Source organism: Pseudomonas sp. Sample_20 (genome assembly GCF_004307585.1).
Taxonomy (GTDB): domain Bacteria; phylum Pseudomonadota; class Gammaproteobacteria; order Pseudomonadales; family Pseudomonadaceae; genus Aquipseudomonas; species Aquipseudomonas atacamensis.
In genome coordinates, this window is the sequence record NZ_RCOA01000129.1 from 45,859 (window position 1) to 65,968 (window position 20,110).

18 protein-coding genes are annotated in these 20,110 nt (G+C 60.1%); 11 read left to right on the forward strand and 7 right to left on the reverse strand.

Annotation, left to right across the window (positions count from 1 at the left end):
• Nucleotides 1–450: 450 nt before the first annotated feature.
• From D8U70_RS26050 to D8U70_RS26060, 3 genes are all read right to left on the reverse strand, one after another.
• Nucleotides 451–2,109, reverse strand: coding sequence for a cation acetate symporter (locus D8U70_RS26050; RefSeq protein WP_016771015.1), 1,659 nt, complete (start codon nucleotides 2,107–2,109; stop codon nucleotides 451–453).
• The gene (locus D8U70_RS26055) at nucleotides 2,106–2,417 is read right to left on the reverse strand and encodes a DUF485 domain-containing protein (RefSeq protein ID WP_016771016.1); all 312 of its coding nucleotides are present in this window, start codon (nucleotides 2,415–2,417) and stop codon (nucleotides 2,106–2,108) included. The genes D8U70_RS26050 and D8U70_RS26055 overlap by 4 nt, the downstream gene beginning before the upstream one ends.
• 241 nt (nucleotides 2,418–2,658) lie before the next feature.
• Nucleotides 2,659–3,510, reverse strand: a complete 852-nt coding sequence (locus D8U70_RS26060; RefSeq protein WP_016771017.1) for a glycine betaine ABC transporter substrate-binding protein — start codon at nucleotides 3,508–3,510, stop codon at nucleotides 2,659–2,661.
• A 297-nt stretch (nucleotides 3,511–3,807) separates the two neighbouring features.
• Here D8U70_RS26060 and D8U70_RS26070 point away from each other — a divergent pair, with 297 nt between their 5' ends.
• Entirely contained in the window at nucleotides 3,808–5,403 is a 1,596-nt protein-coding gene (locus D8U70_RS26070) for a beta (1-6) glucans synthase (RefSeq protein WP_130930085.1), read from the forward strand.
• Nucleotides 5,404–5,523: 120 nt separating this feature from the next.
• Here the strand turns inward: D8U70_RS26070 and D8U70_RS26075 are convergent, their stop codons facing one another.
• Nucleotides 5,524–5,892 (reverse strand): hypothetical protein, encoded by a 369-nt coding sequence (locus D8U70_RS26075; RefSeq protein ID WP_130930086.1) that lies wholly within the window; start codon nucleotides 5,890–5,892, stop codon nucleotides 5,524–5,526.
• A gap of 224 nt (nucleotides 5,893–6,116) precedes the next feature.
• On the opposite strand from D8U70_RS26075, the gene D8U70_RS26080 reads away from it, so the two are divergent.
• Together D8U70_RS26080 and D8U70_RS26085 are read left to right on the forward strand one after the other, a co-directional pair.
• Nucleotides 6,117–7,415: a serine protein kinase PrkA gene (locus tag D8U70_RS26080; protein ID WP_016771020.1), complete on the forward strand. Its 1,299-nt coding sequence runs from the start codon at nucleotides 6,117–6,119 to the stop codon at nucleotides 7,413–7,415.
• A complete protein-coding gene (locus D8U70_RS26085; RefSeq protein ID WP_024012144.1) occupies nucleotides 7,408–8,196 on the forward strand; it encodes a VacJ family lipoprotein in 789 nt (262 codons plus the stop codon). The genes D8U70_RS26080 and D8U70_RS26085 overlap by 8 nt, the downstream gene beginning before the upstream one ends.
• Nucleotides 8,197–8,323: 127 nt before the next feature.
• Here the strand turns inward: D8U70_RS26085 and D8U70_RS26095 are convergent, their stop codons facing one another.
• Nucleotides 8,324–9,238: a DUF808 domain-containing protein gene (locus tag D8U70_RS26095; RefSeq protein WP_073472713.1), complete on the reverse strand. Its 915-nt coding sequence runs from the start codon at nucleotides 9,236–9,238 to the stop codon at nucleotides 8,324–8,326.
• 135 nt (nucleotides 9,239–9,373) lie between these two features.
• Between D8U70_RS26095 and D8U70_RS26100 the strand changes: the two genes are divergently transcribed.
• Nucleotides 9,374–9,982, forward strand: a complete 609-nt coding sequence (locus D8U70_RS26100) for a TetR/AcrR family transcriptional regulator (RefSeq protein WP_041479604.1) — start codon at nucleotides 9,374–9,376, stop codon at nucleotides 9,980–9,982.
• Nucleotides 9,983–10,039: 57 nt separating this feature from the next.
• Here D8U70_RS26100 and D8U70_RS26105 read toward each other — a convergent pair whose 3' ends face one another.
• Together D8U70_RS26105 and D8U70_RS26110 are read right to left on the reverse strand one after the other, a co-directional pair.
• Entirely contained in the window at nucleotides 10,040–10,552 is a 513-nt protein-coding gene (locus tag D8U70_RS26105; RefSeq protein WP_130930087.1) for a transposase, read from the reverse strand.
• A 207-nt stretch (nucleotides 10,553–10,759) separates the two neighbouring features.
• Complete coding sequence (locus D8U70_RS26110) at nucleotides 10,760–11,200, reverse strand: heme-binding protein (protein WP_130930088.1); 441 nt, start codon at nucleotides 11,198–11,200, stop codon at nucleotides 10,760–10,762.
• Between the two features lie 268 nt (nucleotides 11,201–11,468).
• Here D8U70_RS26110 and gcl point away from each other — a divergent pair, with 268 nt between their 5' ends.
• The 7 genes from gcl (at nucleotide 11,469) to D8U70_RS26150 (ending at nucleotide 20,062) form a co-directional block, all read left to right on the forward strand.
• Nucleotides 11,469–13,244, forward strand: a complete 1,776-nt coding sequence (gene gcl / locus D8U70_RS26115) for a glyoxylate carboligase (protein ID WP_042607573.1) — start codon at nucleotides 11,469–11,471, stop codon at nucleotides 13,242–13,244.
• Between the two features lie 209 nt (nucleotides 13,245–13,453).
• The gene (gene hyi / locus D8U70_RS26120) at nucleotides 13,454–14,236 is read left to right on the forward strand and encodes a hydroxypyruvate isomerase (RefSeq protein ID WP_095180741.1); all 783 of its coding nucleotides are present in this window, start codon (nucleotides 13,454–13,456) and stop codon (nucleotides 14,234–14,236) included.
• Nucleotides 14,237–14,355: 119 nt separating this feature from the next.
• Entirely contained in the window at nucleotides 14,356–15,249 is an 894-nt protein-coding gene (locus D8U70_RS26125) for a 2-hydroxy-3-oxopropionate reductase (RefSeq protein WP_041479609.1), read from the forward strand.
• Between the two features lie 154 nt (nucleotides 15,250–15,403).
• Nucleotides 15,404–16,678, forward strand: a complete 1,275-nt coding sequence (locus tag D8U70_RS26135) for a glycerate kinase (protein WP_130930089.1) — start codon at nucleotides 15,404–15,406, stop codon at nucleotides 16,676–16,678.
• The gene (pyk, locus tag D8U70_RS26140; RefSeq protein ID WP_130930090.1) at nucleotides 16,675–18,090 is read left to right on the forward strand and encodes a pyruvate kinase; all 1,416 of its coding nucleotides are present in this window, start codon (nucleotides 16,675–16,677) and stop codon (nucleotides 18,088–18,090) included. Before D8U70_RS26135 ends, pyk begins: the two co-directional genes overlap by 4 nt.
• Nucleotides 18,091–18,301: 211 nt before the next feature.
• Nucleotides 18,302–19,216: an urea transporter gene (locus tag D8U70_RS26145; RefSeq protein ID WP_130930091.1), complete on the forward strand. Its 915-nt coding sequence runs from the start codon at nucleotides 18,302–18,304 to the stop codon at nucleotides 19,214–19,216.
• A 21-nt stretch (nucleotides 19,217–19,237) separates the two neighbouring features.
• On the forward strand, nucleotides 19,238–20,062 hold the full coding sequence (locus D8U70_RS26150; protein WP_042607567.1) for an ion transporter: 825 nt from the start codon (nucleotides 19,238–19,240) through the stop codon (nucleotides 20,060–20,062).
• The last annotated feature ends 48 nt before the right edge of the window (nucleotides 20,063–20,110 follow it).

The following is a 20,110-nucleotide window of genomic DNA, read 5'->3' on the forward strand; positions in this document are numbered from 1 at the left end:
ACTCAACAATGAGCGTTAGCTCGAGTGCTTTTGATCTTGATCCACGGGCGACGTCGGAAGGCTGAGCGGAGGGATTGATCCGGGCGTGGGAGCGCAGCGACCGTCTGGCGCAGCCAGACACAGCGGAAGGAGGTGCAGCGAAGCAAACCGGAGCCGCTGCGCCAGGATCAGTCCCGGAGCGAAGGAACCCCGAGCCTGCGAGGGCCGAACGTAGGAGCAAGCCTTTTGGGTTACCTTTTCGGCGTTTGGAAAAGGTGACTCGCCGTAAGGGCGAAACCCTAAGCCGCCGTTACCGCAGCAACGGATATACACACCAAACCAACCGATAACCGCCCACAAAAAAACGCCCCAATCTCTCAATCAGGGCGTTTTCTTGAAGCTTGCAGCTTGCAGCTTGCAGCTTGCAGCTTGCAGCTTGCAGCTTGCAGCTTGCAGCTTACATCTGATCTCTTAGTGCGAAACCGCCCCACTCGCCCCCAACCCGGTCTGCGAACGCACAAACTGCGGGAAGAACAGCGCGCGCTCGTTATCCGCAGCAGCGGACTTGTCAGTAATCGAGAAGAACCAGATCCCGATGAACGCAATCATCATCGAGAACAGCGCCGGATATTCGTAAGGGAAGATCGCCTTCTCGTGATGCAGAATCTGCACCCAGATGGTCGGGCCGAGGATCATCAGACCAACAGCACTCACCAGACCCAGCCAGCCGCCGATCATCGCGCCGCGAGTGGTCAGCTTCTTCCAGTACATCGAAAGCAGCAGTACCGGGAAGTTGCAGCTCGCCGCGATGGAGAACGCCAGGCCGACCATGAACGCAATGTTCTGGCTTTCGAACAGAATGCCCAGGCCAATCGCCAGCACCGCCAGGGCGATAGTGGTGATCTTCGACACGCGAATCTCATCCTTCTCGTTGGCTTTGCCCTTCTTGATCACACTGGCGTACAGGTCGTGAGAAACCGCCGAAGCACCCGCCAGCGTCAGACCGGCTACCACCGCCAGAATGGTTGCAAACGCCACTGCCGAGATGAAGCCTAGGAAGATGCTGCCGCCCACCGCGTTGGCCAGGTGCACCGCCGCCATGTTGTTGCCGCCGAGCAAGGCGCCCGCTGCATCTTTGAAGGCCGGGTTGGTGCTGACCAGCAGGATCGCGCCGAAGCCGATGATGAAGGTCAGGATGTAGAAGTAGCCAATGAAGCCGGTAGCGTACAGCACGCTCTTGCGCGCTTCTTTTGCGTCACTCACGGTGAAGAAGCGCATCAGAATGTGCGGCAGGCCAGCGGTACCGAACATCAGCGCCAGACCCAGCGAGAATGCCGAGATCGGATCCTTCACCAGACCGCCAGGGCTCATGATCGCTTCGCCCTTGGCGTGAACCTTGATCGCTTCGGAGAACAGCGTGTTGAAGTCGAAGCCCACGTGCTTCATCACCATCAGCGCCATGAACGAGGCACCGGACAGCAGCAACACTGCCTTGATGATCTGCACCCAAGTGGTCGCGAGCATGCCGCCGAACAGCACGTACATGCACATCAGCACGCCGACCAGAATCACCGCAACGTGGTAATCGAGGCCGAACAGCAGCTGGATCAGCTTGCCGGCACCGACCATTTGCGCGATCAGGTAGAACGCCACCACCACCAGCGAGCCGCAGGCGGACAGGGTGCGAATCTGGGTTTGCCCGAGGCGGTAGGACGCCACGTCGGCAAAGGTGTATTTACCCAGGTTGCGCAGGCGCTCGGCGATCAGGAACAGAATGATCGGCCAGCCCACGAGGAAGCCGATCGAGTAGATCAGGCCGTCGTAGCCTGAGGTGAACACCAGCGCGGAAATACCCAGGAAGGACGCCGCCGACATGTAGTCGCCAGCGATCGCCAGGCCGTTCTGGAAACCGGTGATCTTGCCGCCCGCCGCATAATAATCGGCGGCCGAATTGTTTTTCTTCGAAGCCCAGTAGGTGATGTATAAAGTCGCGCCGACGAAGGCCACGAACATCAGGATCGCCGGGATGTTCAGCGGCTGTTTGGCCACCTCCCCCGTCAACGCGTCAGCCGCCCAGACACTCGGCGCGAAAGCCGCAACACTCAATAGAGCCAGTAGACGCCGGATCATTGCTGAGCCTCCTTGAGAATCGCATTGTTCAGGTCGTCGAACTCGCCATTGGCGCGGCGCACGTAGATGCCGGTCAGGACGAAGGCTGAAATGATCAGGCCGACACCGATCGGGATGCCCCAGGTGATTGAGGATTCAGGACTGAGTTTCGCCCCGAGCACGTGCGGCCCGTATGCGATCAGCAGGATGAATGCGGAGTACAGCCCGAGCATGATTGCCGAGAGAATCCAGGCGAATCGTTCCCTTTTCTGAACCAGCTCCTTGAATCGGGGACTGTTTTGAATCGAGAGGTAAATGCTGTCGTTCATTGTTTTTATCCTCGCAGCACAAATTATTGTTGGAACGTAGCTAATGTATGCGGCTGCGAGAGAGGTTCCAGACGACCTTAGTAGTAGATGGCCATGATGTTTTGGCCATTTTCAAGCACACACAAAAACAACTGTGGGAGCGAGCCTGCTCGCGAAGGCGTCGTATCAGTCGATATTGCATCAACTGACAGATTGCATTCGCGAGCAGGCTCGCTCCCACAGGGGTGTGGCGGTGTTGAAATTATTTGGTCCAGTCAGCTACACGATCCGGGTGTTTGGCTACCCAGTCCTTGGCCGCTGCATCAGGCTTGGCGCCGTCCTGGATCGCCAGCATGACCTCGCCGATTTCGTCTTTCGACGCCCACTGGAAGTTTTTCAGGAACTTGGCCACTTCCGGCGCCTTGGCGTCCAGGCCTTTGCTGCCGATGCTGTTCACGGTTTCAGCCTGGCCATACACGCCTTTCGGGTCGTCGAGGAAGCGCAGTTTCCACTTGGCGAACATCCAGTGCGGCACCCAACCGGTGACAGCGATGGATTCGTTCTTCTTCTCGGCGCGGGTCAGCTCGGCAATCATGCCGGCGCCGGAACTGGCCTTGAGGCTGTACTTGTCCAGACCGTAATCCTTGATCGCCTGATCGGTCTTGAGCATTACGCCTGAACCGGCGTCGATGCCGACAATGCGGTTTTTGAAGGTGTCGTCGGTTTTCAGGTCTTCGATCGATTTGGCTTTGACGTACTCCGGCACAATCAGGCCGATCTTCGCGTCCTTGAAGTTCGGGCCGTAATCGACGACCTGATCCTTGTTTTTCGTCCAATAGTCACCGTGGGTCACGGGTAGCCAGGCCGAGAGCATCGCATCGAGTTTGCCGGTGGCCACGCCCTGCCACATGATCCCGGTGGCGACGGCTTGCAGCTTCACGTCATAACCGAGCTTCTGTTTGATCACTTCGGCCGCCACGTGGGTGGTCGCGACGCTGTCGGACCAACCGTCAACGTAACCGATGTTCAGGGTCTGTTTTTCAGCGTTGGCGAAAGTGGAACTCATCGCAAGCGCCAGAACGGCACCTGCGCCTAAAAGTCGTCGCATCTTCATCGTTTACTTCCCCGAAATGCTGCGCCCGACGGATGCCGGGCATCGTCAACGTATTGTTATGGTGCACAGCGCCCCCATCACGCCGGACCTCACACACCGAACATCAGCCGATTTTTCAAAAAGGGTACTGATGGTTTGATCATCAACCTCAAGCGGCCGGCGACCTGCTCTGTCAGCGACCTCAAGGCAGCGAGAAACGACATTAGAAAGCCATTAATCAAGCGCGATTAATTGACGCCAGACAATCCGCCCGAACTTTGCATGTACAACGCCAGCGAGCCACCTGCCCTTCTATAAATGCAGGTAACATGCGTCGCTTTGCAGCCACTCGGCCTGACCATGTCCGCAACGTCCCGATTTCCTTTTCTGCCTTATCTGTTCACCTGCCTGCTCGGGCTCCTGGCCCTTGGCGGTTTCTGGTATGACCTCGGCCAACCGGTGATCCTGCCGGACGCCGCGACGCCGACACACAAATTGCAGTGCGCCTCCTATACGCCGTTCGACAAGGACCAATCGCCGTTCGACGTGCCGTTCAAATTGCGCCCCGAGCGCATGGACGCCGACCTCGCACTGCTGGCGACGCGCTTCGAGTGTATCCGCACCTACTCGATGACCGGCCTCGACGCCCTGCCCGATCTGGCGCGCAAGCACGGCCTGAAGTTGATGATCGGCGCCTGGGTCAACAGCAACCCGGTCGACACCGAGCAGGAAGTCGAGCTGCTGATCAAATCGGCCAATGCCAACCCCGACGTGGTTACAGCGGTGATCGTCGGCAACGAGGCACTGCTGCGCAAAGAGGTCACCGGCGCACAACTGGCCCGGCTGATCAACAAGGTCAAAAGCCAGGTCAAGCAACCGGTGACCTACGCCGACGTCTGGGAATTCTGGCTCAAGCATCCGGAAATCGCCCCGGCCGTGGACTTTCTGACCATTCACTTGCTGCCGTACTGGGAAGACGATCCGTCGAACATCGACGTGGCGCTGCGGCATGTGGCGGATGTGCGTCAGGTGTTCGGCAACAAGTTCGCGCCCAAGGACGTGATGATCGGCGAAACCGGTTGGCCCAGCGAAGGCCGCCAGCGCGAAACCGCCGTGCCGAGCCGGGTCAACGAGGCGAAATTCATTCGTGGATTCGTGGCGATGGCCGAGCAGGAAGGCTGGCGTTACAACCTGATCGAAGCCTTCGACCAACCGTGGAAGCGCGGCAGTGAAGGCGCGGTCGGCGGCTATTGGGGACTGTTCGATGCCGATCGACAGGACAAGGGCGTACTCGCCGGGCCGGTGAGCAACGTGCCGTACTGGAAAGAGTGGCTGGCGATCGGTGGCTTGATCTTCCTCGGCACGCTGATTCTTGGCGGTGCTGTCCGCACTACACGTTCGGCGCTGCTGCTGCCACTGCTAGGCGCCGTCGCTGCTTGCTCGATTGGCGCCTGGGGCGATCTGGCGCGGCTGACCACGCGGTTTGCCGGGGAATGGCTGTGGGTCGGACTGCTGACCGGTTTGAATCTATTGGTCCTTGCGCATGCCGCGCTGACGCTAAGCGCGCGTAGCGGTTGGCGCGCGCGAGCCTTCGATTTCCTCGAACGGCGCGCCGGCTGGCTGGTCGTGGCGGCCGGTTTTGCCGCGGCGGTGATGATGCTGGAGATGGTCTTCGATCCGCGCTATCGCAGTTTCGCCAGCATGGCGTTCGTGCTGCCGGCGCTGGTCTACCTGTGCCGCCCGGTGAGCGTGCCGCGTCGGGAGATTGCTCTGCTGACCTTTATCGTCGGCGCCGGGATTGCACCGCAGCTGTATCAGGAAGGGATGCTGAATCAGCAGGCGTGGGGTTGGGCGCTGGTCAGTGGTTTGATGGTGGTGGCGTTGTGGCGCTGTCTGCGGGGTCGCAAGGCCTGATTTCAGCGCCTTCGAAATCGCCATCGCTGGCAAGCCAGCTCCCACAGGATTTCTGTTGCACACAAATGTTGTGTTCACCTCAATCCCTGTGGGAGCGGGCTTGCCCGCGATGACTGACTGTCAGGCGCTGCGGGACTCGCGGACCAGGCGCAACCCGGCAATCACCACCGCAAACACCGCCAACGTCGTGTTGTACAACGCCAGCGCCGGCAGGCCGAACACCAGCGCCAGCACCGCCAGCCACCACCCTGCCCGTCCCGGCACGACAAACGCCAATACCGCCGCGCCCACCGCCGCCCAGCCCAGCACCCTGAAATGAATCATCAACCCCAGGTTCGACCGCACCACGCATTCCCAGCGACTGGCCTCGTCAACACAGATGCCAACCCACTGCCCGTCTTCCATGAAGCCATAGCGCGCGGCATAACTGGCGGCCAGCCACAGCGGCAACAAAACAAGCAGCACAATCACGGGCAAGCGGCGGGACATGGAGCACTCCAATCTGCGGAAATCGGCGGCCAGCTTAATCTGCCGACCGGCATTCGCAAGCACTAACAACTGTTAACTGTTCAGCAAGCCCTCGCAACGTGTATCGTCCAGCTACTATTACCCCGAATTCCGCCTGTTTGGTGCCGCAGCATGGCACTTTGGCGCACGGCCGGTGGTCATAGCCTGCGAACTTCAATCGGCACCTTCCTCTAAGGGATCTAGTCATGCTCCGTTCCTTGCGCTTCGCCGCGCTGTTCAGCGGCCTTATCTTGAGTGCGTCCGCGCTGGCGGTGGATATCGACGCCGCCAGCTATGGCTACCCGCTGACCAACCCGTTCGAGGCGACGATCGCCACGACACCACCGGACCTGCGTCCGGAGCTGCCGCTGGACGACGACATCAATCAAACGGACCGTAGCCTCACCCTGCGCCCGGAGCGTGAATTCCAGCTGCCGGACAATTTCTGGGCAGTCAAAAAACTCACCTACCGCATCGCCACGCAGGACAAACCGGCGCCGCTGATCTTCCTGATCGCCGGCACCGGCGCGCGCTTTGACAGCACGCTCAACGAATACCTGAAAAAGCTGTATTACAAGGCCGGATACCATGTCGTGCAGTTGTCGTCGCCGACCAGCTTCGACTTCATCAGCGCCGCCTCGCGTTTCGCCACCCCGGGCGTGACCAAGGAAGATGCCGAAGACATGTATCGGGTGATGCAGGCCGTGCGGGCGCAGAACCCGAAACTGCCGGTCACTGAGTACTATCTGACCGGTTACAGCCTCGGCGCCCTTGATGCTGCATTCGTCGCGCATCTGGACGAGACGCGCCGCAGTTTCAATTTCAAGAAAGTCCTGCTGCTCAACCCGCCGGTGAACCTCTATACCTCGGTGACCAACCTCGACAAGCTGGTACAGACCGAGGTGAAAGGCATCAACAACAGCACCACGTTCTATGAACTGGTACTGAGCAAGCTGACCCGCTACTTCCAGCAGAAAGGCTACATCGACCTCAACGATGCGCTGCTGTATGACTTTCAGCAGTCCAAGCAACACTTGACCAACGAACAGATGGCCATGCTCATCGGCACGTCGTTCCGCTTTTCGGCAGCCGACATTGCCTATACCTCGGACCTGGTCAACCGTCGCGGTCTGATTACCCCGCCGAAATTCCCGATCACCGAAGGCACCAGCCTCACGCCGTTCCTCAAGCGTGCGCTGCAATGCGATTTCGACTGCTACATCACCGAGCAGGTCATTCCGATGTGGCGCGCGCGCACTGACGGCGGCAGCCTGCTGCAACTGATCGATCAGGTCAGCCTGTATGCGCTCAAGGATTACCTGCACGACAGCCCGAAAATCGCCGTCATGCACAACGCCGACGACGTCATCCTCGGCCCTGGCGACCTGGGCTTCCTGCGTAAAACCTTCGGTGATCGCCTGACCGTTTATCCACTGGGCGGCCACTGCGGCAACCTTAACTATCGCGTCAACAGCGACGCCATGCTGGAGTTCTTCCGTGGCTAAATATCTCCTGCTGATTGCAGCGTTCCTCTGTGCAGGCGTGGCCCAGGCCGACAACAGTAAAGCCGATGCCCCGGTAGTGGTCGACAGCGACGGCTTCAAGGAACCGCTGACCAAACTCAAGTTCAACCCGGGCCTGGACCAGCGCGAGTTCGAACGTTCGACGCTCAACGCGCTGAACGTCTATGACCCGCTGGAATCGTGGAACCGCCGGGTCTACCATTTCAACTATCGCTTCGACCAGTGGGTGTTCCTGCCGGTAGTCGATGGCTATCGCTACATCACGCCAAGCTTTGTGCGTACCGGGGTGAGCAACTTCTTCAACAACATTGGTGACGTGCCGAACCTGGTCAACAGCCTGTTGCAGTTCAAGGGCCAACGCTCGATGGAAACCACCGCGCGCCTGCTGCTCAACACCACGATCGGCATCGCCGGCCTGTGGGACCCGGCCACCGCCATGGGCCTGCCGCGCCAGAACGAAGACTTCGGTCAGACCCTGGGCTTCTACGGCGTACCGGGCGGCGCCTACTTCGTACTGCCGATTTTCGGCCCGTCGAACATCCGCGACACCGCAGGTCTGGCCGTGGATTACACCGCCGACACCGCGATCAACTTCCTCAACGTCGCGGAAGTCAGCTCCAACCACCCGGAAGTCTGGGCCTTGCGTGCGATCGACAAGCGCTACCAGACCAGCTTCCGCTATGGTCAGATGAACTCGCCGTTCGAGTACGAGAAAGTGCGGTACGTGTACACCGAAGCGCGCAAGTTGCAGATCGCCGAGTAAATCGGCTGCCGCAAAACACTGTGGGAGCGAGCCTGCTCGCGAACGCGGAGTTTCAGTCAACATCGATATTGACTGAACTACCGCATTCGCGAGCATGCTCGCTCCCACATTTGTTATGTGTTGCTGATTAACCCTTCAGCGCTTTCCAGAGCTTGCCTACGACCGAAACCACCGCCAACACCGCTGCGCCAGCAATAATCCCCGCGACACCATTGAGCAGCATCGGCACGGCGAACCCGGCGCTCCCTGCCGCTGCGCCAACGCCTTCGATCCAGTGATGCAGCACCGGCACGCCATGGGTCAGGATGCCGCCGCCGACCAGGAACATCGCCGCCGTGCCGACCACCGACAGGGTTTTCATCATGTACGGCGCGGCGCTGAGAATGCCGCCGCCGATCTTTTTCGCCATCTGCCCTGGCTTCTGCGTCAGCCACAGCCCCAGATCGTCGAGTTTGACGATGCCTGCCACCAAACCGTAAACGCCCACGGTCATGACAATGGCGATGCCGGACATGACGACCACTTGCTGAGTCAGCGAGGCATCAGCCACGGTGCCGAGGGTGATCGCAATGATTTCTGCCGAGAGAATGAAGTCAGTGCGGATCGCGCCTTTGATCTTGTCCTTCTCAAACGCCACCAGATCGGTCGCCGGATCGGCCACTGCTTCGGTCAACTGCGTGTGCTCTGCCTCGTCTTCCTCTTTGCTGTGCAGAAATTTGTGCGCGAGCTTCTCGAAACCCTCGAAGCACAGGTACGCGCCGCCGACCATCAACAGTGGTGTCACCAGCCACGGTACGAAAGCGCTGATCGCCAATGCCGACGGCACGAGGATCAGTTTGTTGACGAACGAGCCCTTGGCCACCGCCCAGACCACGGGAATTTCCCGCTCGGCGCGCACGCCCGAAACCTGCTGGGCATTGAGCGCCAGATCATCACCGAGTACACCGGCGGTCTTCTTCGCGGCCATCTTGGTCATCAATGCAACGTCATCCAGAACGGTGGCGATGTCATCGATCAGCACCAGCAAACTGCTTCCTGCCATGAATCCTGTTTCCTTCTGTGTATGAATGTTGCCAAGCATAACGCGACCGCCGGCCACAGGCTGCATTGTTGAGCGCCGCTCAAGGCCGGTGCTACCATGCGCCACCGCCAGAACAGGCAAGGAACCACCGGGTTTATGAGCACAATCCGCGAGCGTAACAAAGAACTGATCCTGCGCGCCGCCAGCGAAGAGTTTGCCGACAAGGGCTTCGCGGCGACCAAAACCAGCGACATCGCCGCCAAGGCGGGATTGCCCAAGCCCAACGTCTACTACTACTTCAAATCCAAGGAAAACCTCTACCGCGAGGTGCTGGAAAGCATCATCGAGCCGATTCTGCAGGCCTCGACCCCGTTCAACCCGGACGGCGTGCCGAGCGAGGTGCTGAGCGGCTACATCCGCTCGAAGATCCGCATCTCCCGCGACCTGCCCTACGCCTCCAAGGTGTTCGCCAGCGAAATCATGCACGGCGCCCCGCACCTGAGCGCCGACCTGGTCGAGCAGCTAAATGCCCAGGCCAAGCACAACATCGCCTGCATCCAGAGCTGGATCGACCGCGGCCAGATCGCCCCGATCGACCCCAACCACCTGATGTTCAGCATCTGGGCCGCGACCCAGACCTACGCCGACTTCGACTGGCAGATTTCCGCAGTGACCGGGAAAGACAAGCTTGATGAAGCCGATTATGAAGCGGCGGCGCAGACGATTATCCGGTTGGTGTTGAAGGGGTGTGAGCCGGATCGGTGAGATCGGGGGAACCGCTTCGCGAGCAGGCTCGCTCCCACATTTGGACCTATGGTGCTCTCAAATCACCTGTGGGAGCGAGCTTGCTCGCGAATGGAGCGACTCGGTCTGCCTATCAGCCCAAATCGCATGCCACAGCGGATAATCGCTAAACCTTTGCACTAAACCTGCCCGCAACGGGTTAGCCACAACATATCGAGCCATTTGCACCAAATCATCCTCCCGCCGCAGTGCGCGATCGTGAAACCCATGCTGCCAGAGGGTGCCTTTTCTACCCGCAGCCGTGTTCACAGCACGCGCGCTTAAGGACTTTGTCCTTTGCATCAGTTCACTCAAGGAACCCTGCTTCAAATCGATCAACCAGTGAAAGTGGTCGGGCATAACCACCCATGCCAACGAGTCGGCAAACCCCAGTTCCTCGGCGTTTCGAAATTGGTCACCGACTAACTTACCTAATGCAAAATCGCGGAAAACAGGTTCGCGATGAAGTGTGTTGGCGGTCAGTAGATATAAGCGGTTAGGTTCGTCGTAACGGCCAATGCGCAGGCGATGCGAGGCTGATAGTTTTGGCATTCCTTTGCCCCTTTCATGAGAAGACTCGAAAGATTAGATCCAAAGCACAGACAGGAGGCGGACAGACGTTGGCTAAATGTGTCTGTTAAATCGCCTTCGCGAGCAAGCTCGCTCCCACAGGGGTTTTCGGACACTGAACATTTCATGTACACCTCCTAACCCAATGAGCGAGCCTGCTCGCGAAAGCGGTTATTCAGACACTGACATTCAAACAGCCACCCCGCCATCCGCCCGCAAATCCAGCGCTTCCACCGCTCTGATCGCCACCTGCTCATCGACATCCGACAAATCCCCACTGATCCCGATCGCGCCGAGCACTTCACCGGCCTGGTTGCGAATCAATACACCACCCGGTGCCGGCACAACGCTGCCCTGCCCCATGCTGTTCAACGAAGAAAAAAACGCCGGGCGTTGTTGCGCGTCCTGGGCGAGCAGGCGCGAGCCTTTACCCAAGGCGATGGCGCCCCAGGCTTTGCCGATGGCGATGTCGGGGCGCAGCAGGCTGGCGCCGTCTTCGCGTTGCAGGGCGATCAAGTGGCCACCGGTATCGAGTACCGCGACAGTCAGCGGTGCGGCGTTCATGCCGCGTCCTGCGTTGATGGCTTCGCTGACCAGGTTGACTGCGACTTTCAAGGTTAAAGCGCTCATGGTGCCGTCCTCATTTTGTTATAGGGAAAGTCGTGGGACTGCGCGTTTGTGCCGCAGTCCGATGACACAAATAGAACACAATGAGTTATTTTTTTGTATACAATAATTCTCGAAAAGCGCCACATGCGACGAAAAGCCACAGCACAGCGGGCTTCCGACGAATGAAACAGACGCTTGAGAAAATGGATTGACCTGCGCCGTCCGCCGTGAATACACTCTGCGCAAAGCCACTTGTATACAATTACAAAACGTAAAGAGGCACAAAACCATGAGCAAAATGAGAGCAATCGAAGCCGCCGTTCTGGTGATGCGCCGTGAAGGGGTTGATACCGCTTTTGGCATCCCGGGCGCAGCGATCAACCCGCTGTACTCCGCCTTGCAGAAGGTCGGTGGCATCGATCACGTCCTTGCTCGCCACGTTGAAGGCGCCTCGCACATGGCCGAGGGCTACACCCGCACCAAGGCCGGCAACATCGGCGTGTGCATCGGCACGTCCGGCCCTGCCGGTACCGACATGGTTACCGGGCTCTACAGCGCCTCGGCCGACTCGATTCCAATCCTCTGCATCACCGGGCAAGCACCCCGCGCCCGTATGCATAAAGAAGACTTCCAGGCAGTCGACATCACCAGCATCGTCAAGCCAGTGACCAAGTGGGCGACCACGGTTCTGGAACCGGGCCAAGTGCCTTACGCGTTCCAGAAAGCCTTCTATGAAATGCGCTCCGGCCGTCCAGGCCCTGTACTGATCGACCTGCCGTTCGACGTGCAGATGGCCGAAATCGAATTCGACATCGACGCTTACCAACCGCTGCCATTGGCCAAACCGACCGCAACCCGCGTACAGGTCGAGAAGGCTCTGGCCCTGCTGGATCAGGCCGAGCGTCCATTGCTGGTCGCAGGCGGCGGCATCATCAACGCCGACGCCAGCGACCTGCTGGTCGAGTTCGCCGAGCTGACAGGTATTCCGGTCATCCCGACCCTGATGGGCTGGGGCACCATCCCTGACGACCACCCGCTGATGGTCGGCATGGTTGGTCTGCAGACTTCGCACCGTTACGGCAACGCCACCATGCTGAAATCCGACGTGGTGCTGGGCATTGGTAACCGTTGGGCCAACCGCCACACCGGTTCGGTTGACGTGTACACCGAAGGTCGCAAGTTCATTCACGTCGACATCGAAGGCACGCAGATCGGCCGCGTGTTCACCCCGGACTTGGGCATCGTTTCCGACGCCGCCGCAGCACTGACCGTGTTCATTGAAGTCGCCCGTGAATGGCAAGCCGCCGGCAAGCTGAAAAACCGCAGCGCCTGGCTGCAGGATTGCCAGCAGCGCAAGGCCAGCCTGCATCGCAAGACCCACTTCGACAACGTGCCGGTCAAGCCGCAGCGCGTTTACGAAGAAATGAACCAGGTGTTCGGCAAGGACACCTGCTACGTCAGCACCATTGGTCTGTCGCAGATTGCCGGCGCGCAGTTCCTGCACGTCTACAAGCCGCGTCACTGGATCAACTGCGGTCAGGCCGGCCCGTTGGGCTGGACCATTCCGGCGGCGCTGGGCGTGGTGAAGGCCGATCCGAACCGCAAAGTCGTGGCCCTGTCGGGGGATTATGATTTCCAGTTCATGATCGAAGAACTGGCGGTCGGCGCTCAGTTCAAACTGCCTTACATCCACGTCGTGGTGAACAACTCGTACCTGGGCCTGATCCGTCAGGCCCAGCGCGGGTTCGAAATGGACTACTGCGTGCAGCTGTCCTTCGATAACCTGAATGCGCCGGAACTCAACGGTTACGGGGTTGACCACATCGCAGTCGCCGAAGGCCTCGGCTGCAAGGCACTGCGTGTGTTCGAACCGTCGGAAATCGCCCCTGCCCTGCGCAAGGCCGAACAGATGATCGAAGAGTTCAAGGTGCCGGTGATCGTCGAGATCATTCTGGAGCGTGTGACCAACATCTCCATGGGTACCGAGATCAACGCGGTCAACGAGTTCGAAGACCTGGCACTGGTCGGCAATGACGCGCCGACGGCGATTTCGTTGCTTGACTAACTGCTGACTGCTCTCCCTGTGGGAGCGAGCCTGTGTGGTGAGGGGATTTATCCCCGTTAGGGCGCGAAGCGGCCTCAAAACCTGAAACCGCGACGTATCAGGTACACCGCATACAATGGTTTACGACTGCTTCGCAGCCGAACGGGGATAAATCCCCTCGCCACAGCTCGCTCCCACATGGGACTTCACAAGATTTACGGGAGACCACCATGCCGCGTTTCGCAGCCAACCTGTCCATGCTGTTCACCGAACAGGATTTCCTTGCCCGTTTCGACGCCGCCGCCAAGGCCGGTTTCAGTGGCGTGGAATACCTGTTCCCGTACGACTTCAGCTCGGCTGAAATCAAGGCAAAACTCGAGGCCAACGGGCTGACCCAAGTGCTGTTCAACCTGCCGGCCGGTGACTGGGCCAAGGGCGAGCGCGGTATTGCCTGCCTGCCGGATCGGGTCGAAGAGTTCCGCGCCGGGGTCGATCTGGCGATCGCTTACGCACAAGTGCTGGGCAACACCCAGGTCAACTGCCTGGCCGGTATCCGCCCGCAAGGCGTTGACGATGCCACCGTGGAAAAGACCTTCGTCGCCAACCTCAAATACGCCGCCGACAAGCTGCAAGCGGCGGGCATCAAACTGGTGATGGAAGCGATCAACACCCGCGACATTCCCGGTTTCTACCTGAACAACACGGCGCAAGCCCTGTCGATTCGCGAGCAGGTCGGCAGCGCCAATCTGTTCCTGCAATACGACATCTACCACATGCAAATCATGGAAGGCGATCTGGCCCGCACCCTGCAATCACACCTGGGCGAGATCAACCATGTGCAGCTCGCGGACAACCCGGGGCGCAACGAGCCGGGCACCGGTGAGATCAACTACCGCTTCCTGTTCGAACACCTTGATCGCATCGGTTATCAGGGTTGGGTCGGCTGCGAATACAAACCGCTGACCACCACCGAAGCGGGCCTGGGTTGGTTGAAATCACACAACGCAATCTGATTGACCACGCATTGCAAAAAATCTGGGGCAGCTGCGCTGCCCAACGGGGATAAATCCCCTCGCCACAAAAGCTCACCAGCCATGGGTTGGGGGCACGACAAAAACAAGAGGATTTTCTCATGGCTAAAATCGGATTCATCGGCACCGGCATCATGGGCCACCCAATGGCGGCGAACCTGCAGAAAGCCGGTCACAGCCTGTTCCTGTCGCAACACCACGACGCGGCCCCGGCCGATCTGCTCGCTGCCGGCGCCGTCGCCCTGGCCAATCCGCGCGAAGTGGCGCAGGAAGCCGAATTCATCATCGTCATGGTTCCGGACACCCCGCAGGTCGATGACGTGCTGTTCCGCGCCGACGGTGTTGCCGCCGGTATCGGCAAAGGCAAAGTAGTCATCGACATGAGCTCGATTTCGCCGACCGCGACCAAAGCCTTCGCCGCCAAGATCAACGAGAAAGGCGCGCAATACCTCGACGCGCCAGTGTCCGGCGGTGAAGTCGGCGCCAAGGCCGCCACTCTGAGCATCATGGTCGGTGGCGACGCCGATGCCTTCGAGCGCGCCCTGCCGCTGTTCCAGGCCATGGGCAAGAACATCACCCTGGTCGGCGGCAATGGCGACGGCCAGACCGCCAAAGTGGCGAACCAGATCATCGTCGCGCTGAACATCCAGGCCGTAGCCGAAGCCCTGCTGTTCGCCTCGAAAAACGGTGCAGATCCAGCCAAGGTGCGTGAAGCGCTGATGGGCGGTTTCGCTTCTTCGAAGATTCTCGAAGTACACGGCGAGCGCATGATCAAAGGCACCTTCGATCCGGGCTTCCGCATCAGCCTGCACCAGAAGGACCTGAACCTGGCCCTGCAAGGCGCCAAGGAGCTGAACATCAACCTGCCGAACACCGCCAATGCCCAGCAGGTATTCAGCACCTGCGCGGCCATCGGTGGCAGCAACTGGGACCACTCGGCGCTGATCAAGGGCCTGGAACACATGGCCAATTTCTCGATTCGCGACAATAAATAAAGCCTGCACAAAACCCTGTGGGAGCGAGCCTGCTCGCGAAAGCGGCTTCACATTCAACATCCATGTTGGCTGACATACCGCGTTCGCGAGCAGGCTCGCTCCCACAAGGGTTCCGAGTTGCCCTTTCGAATAACAAGAATTCCGGGAGCCCGCCATGTCGGTCGATCCGCAACAACTGCTGCGCGAGCTGTTTGCCACAGCCATCGACGCGGCCCATCCGAACCAAGTCCTCGAAGCCCATTTACCTGCCGATCGCACGGGCCGGGTGATCGTCATCGGCGCCGGCAAAGCCGCTGCTGCCATGGCGCAAGTGGTCGAGCGCTGCTGGGAGGGTGAAGTCACCGGCCTGGTGGTGACCCGCTACGGCCACGGCGCTCCGTGCGAAAAAATCGAAGTGGTCGAAGCCGCACACCCGGTGCCGGATTCGGCAGGTCTGGCCGTGGCCAAACGTGTGCTGGAGCTGGTCAGCAACCTGACTGAAGACGACCGCGTGATCTTCCTGCTCTCCGGCGGCGGCTCTGCCCTGCTCGCCCTGCCGGCCGAAGGCATCACCCTCGCTGACAAGCAGTCGATCAACAAAGCCCTGCTCAAATCCGGCGCGACCATCGGCGAGATGAACTGCGTGCGCAAGCACCTCTCGGCGATCAAGGGCGGCCGCCTCGGCAAGGCCTGCTGGCCGGCGACGGTTTATACCTACGCGATTTCCGATGTGCCCGGCGACCTCGCCACCGTCATCGCGTCCGGGCCGACCGTGGCCGATCCAAGCACTTCGGCCGAAGCACTGGCGATCATCAAGCGCTACGGCATCGACATTCCCGCCTCCGTGCGTACCTGGCTGCAAAGTCCGGAATCGGAAACGGTCAAACCCGGCGACCCAAGCCTGGCGCGCAGTCATTTCCAGTTGATCGCCCGCCCGCAGCAATCGCTGGACGCGGCGGCGGTGAAATGCCGGCAGGCCGGTTTCAGCACCTTGATTCTCGGCGACCTCGAAGGCGAATCCCGTGAAGTGGCGAAAGTCCACGCCGGCATCGCCCGACAGATCATCAATCACGGCCAGCCACTGGCGGCGCCGTGCGTGATTCTCTCCGGCGGTGAAACCACGGTAACCGTGCGCGGCAATGGCCGTGGCGGACGCAATGCCGAATTCCTCCTCAGCCTGACCGACAGCCTCAAGGGCCAGCCCGGCGTCTACGCGCTGGCCGGCGACACCGATGGCATCGACGGCTCGGAAGACAACGCCGGCGCGATCATGACCCCGGACAGCTACGCCCGCGCCGCCGCACTGGGTCTGAGCGCCAGCGACGAGCTGGATAACAACAACGGCTACGGCTACTTCCAGGCGCTCGATGCACTGATCGTCACCGAGCCGACCCGCACCAATGTCAACGACTTCCGCGCCATTCTGATCCTTGAGAACTGCAAATCATGACGCCTGATAAAAAGGTCAAAATCCTCGCCACCCTCGGCCCTGCCGTCGACGGCATCGACGACATCCGCGAGCTGGTCGAGGCCGGGGTCAATATCTTCCGCCTGAACTTCAGCCACGGCGATCACGCCGACCACGCCAAGCGCTATCAATGGATCCGCGAAGTCGAGCGTCAGCTCAACTACCCGCTGGGCATTCTGATGGATCTGCAGGGGCCGAAACTGCGTGTCGGCAAGTTCGCTAACGGCAAGGTGCAGTTGCATCGCGGTCAGGCGTTCCGCCTCGATCTCGATACGACAGCGGGCGATGAGCGCCGGGTCAACCTGCCGCATCCGGAGATCATTGCTGCGCTGGAAGCCGGTATGGATCTGCTGCTCGACGACGGCAAGCTGCGCCTGCGCGTGGTCACCAAGTACGCCGATGCGATCGACACCACCGTGCTCAACGGCGGCGAACTGTCTGATCGCAAAGGTGTGAACGTGCCGCAAGCGGTGCTCGACCTGAGCCCGCTGACCGCCAAGGATCGCCGCGATCTGAGCTTCGGCCTGGAATTGGGTGTGGACTGGGTCGCGCTGTCGTTCGTGCAGCGCCCGCAGGACATTGTCGAAGCCCGCGCATTGATCGGCGACAAGGCGTTTCTGATGGCGAAAATCGAGAAGCCTTCGGCGGTCGAGCAACTGCGTGAGATTGCTGAGTTGAGCGACGCGATCATGGTCGCGCGCGGCGATCTTGGTGTGGAAGTGCCGGCGGAGAGCGTGCCGCAGATTCAGAAAAACATCATCACCACCTGCCGCGCGCTGGGCAAACCGGTGGTGGTGGCGACACAGATGCTCGAGTCAATGCGCTTCTCCCCTGCCCCAACCCGTGCCGAGGTGACTGACGTCGCCAACGCCGTGGCCGAAGGCGCCGATGCGGTGATGCTCTCGGCGGAGACCGCGTCCGGCGAATACCCGCTGGAAGCCGTGCAGATGATGAGCAAGATCATCCGTCAGGTGGAGAACGGCCCGGACTATCAGACCCAGCTCGACGTCAGCCGACCGAAAGCCGAGGCGACGGTTTCCGATGCGATCAGCTGTGCGATCCGCCGGATCAGCAACGTGTTGCCGGTGGCGGTGCTGGTCAATTACAGCGAGTCCGGCGCCTCGACGTTGCGCGCATCCCGGGAACGGCCGAAAGCACCGATCCTCAATCTGACGCCGAACCTGCAAACCGCGCGGCGCTTGAGCGTGGCGTGGGGCATTCATTCGGTGGTCAACGATCGCCTGCGGCAGGTCGACGAAGTCTGCTCGACCGCACTGGAGATTGCTCAGGCGCAAGGCATGGCCGAGCGTGGCGACACGCTGCTGATCACCGCCGGCGTGCCGTTCGGGCAGCCGGGATCGACCAATTCGCTGCGGATCGAAACGTTGATTTAACCCACCCTAAAAGTGGGTGCATAACCTTGTGGCGAGGGGATTTATCCCCGTTGGGCTGCGAAGCGGCCCCCCATCGGAGAATGCGGTTTCTCTGTGGAAACCGTCACACCCTCAAAAGCGACGACTGCTGCGCAGCCCAACGGGGATAAATCCCCTCGCCACAGGGACTTGCAAGACCTTTTGATGTTCCAACTGCCCAGATTTTCTCAACATGCCTGCCAATCACTTCAACACCCACTGCCCCGACTGGGCCGAGGCTTTGCTCAACGGTTTCAGTCAGATTTTCTTCCAGCGCCATCCGCTGTGCGGCCTGCTGTGTCTGTTGGCGATTCTGCTGACCGCGCCGGTACTGTTCGCCGGGGCGCTGCTCGGTGGCGTTGCCGGTCTGCTCACCGCGCAGCGGCGCAACTACGCCAAGGCCGATCGCCAGGCCGGGCTATTCAGCTACAACGGCGTGCTGCTTGGCCTGCTGCTGAGCCTGTATTTCCCTTGGTCGCCACTGCTGCCGCCGTTGATTCTTGCAGCGGGCGGCTTGAGCGCGATGCTCACTCAGCAATGGCTCAAACACGTGTACCGCAGTCGCGCCATACCGGCGTATACCTCGCCGTTCGTGGCGCTCAGCTGGGTGCTGCTGATGTTCGCCGAGCCGTCCGCGCCGGCGGCATCGGTCGACCTGAACACGACAAATCTGCTGGCCGCTGAACTGCGCGGATTCGGCCAGGTGATCTTTCTCGACCATCCATTGGCCGGGGCGTTGATTGCCAGCGGTTTGCTGATTGCTGATCGCCGCGCGTTCTGCTGGGCGCTACTGGCGTCGGCGATCGGCCTCGGCTCGAGTCTGCTGCACCACGAAACCTCCGCCGCGCTGCTTGGGCTCGGTGGCTACAACGCCGTACTCGCCGCCCTCGCCTTCAGCGCTCAACGACAAAATCCGTGGCTGCCGCTGCTGGCAATTGTCCTGGCACTGCTGGTGACGCCGCTGTTTGCTGCCCTTGGATTGGCGACGCTGACCGCGCCGTTCATCCTCGCCTGCTGGTTGATTCGTGCCGGCATTCAAATGCTTGGCAAAGCGTCGCTTGCGCATGAGTCTTGCGCTCACGAGGAGAATCACCCTAGGCTGCGCTGATCTTCGATTCAGGCGTTATCCATGGACAGCAGCAACAATTGGCGCGAACGGCTTTACGTCATGATCTTCCAGAGCGACACCCCGGCCGGGCGTCGCTTCGACGGCATCCTGCTGTTGATCATCCTCGCCAGCCTGGTGATCGTGATGCTCGACAGTATCGACAGCATTCACCGTAATTACGCCGACGTTCTGGCCTATATCGAGTGGGGCTTCACGGCGATTTTCCTCGGCGAGTACATCCTGCGTCTGTACTGCTCGCCCAAGCCACTGCGCTATGCCTTCAGCTTTTATGGCCTGGTGGATCTGCTGGCGATCGTGCCGGGCATCCTCGCGCTGTATTACAGCGATGCGCAGTATCTGCTGATCATCCGCATCATTCGGATGCTGCGGATTTTCCGCGTGCTCAAGCTCAGCCCGTATCTCAAGCAAGCCAACTATCTGATGTCGGCGCTGCGCGGCAGCAAGCAGAAAATCGTCGTGTTTCTGGTCAGCGTGTGCACGCTGGTGACGGTGTTCGGCACGCTGATGTACGTGATCGAAGGCCCGGAACATGGCTTCACCAGCATTCCCAAAGGCATCTATTGGGCGATCGTGACCTTGACCACTGTGGGCTTCGGCGACATCGTGCCGAAGACGCCGCTGGGCCAGGTGATTTCCTCGCTGGTGATGATCACCGGTTATTCGATCATCGCTGTGCCGACAGGGATCTTCACCGCTGAGCTGGCCAATGCCATGCGCGGCGAGCAGCTGCAACATGACTGCCCGGGCTGTCAGAAAAAGACCCACGAGCAGAGCGCAGCGTTCTGTTCGCGCTGCGGTAGTCAGCTGTTCAGGAAAGTGGAATAAGCACAGAGCTTTTTAATCTTTAAGCGACTATGCGCTGCCCGTTATAGT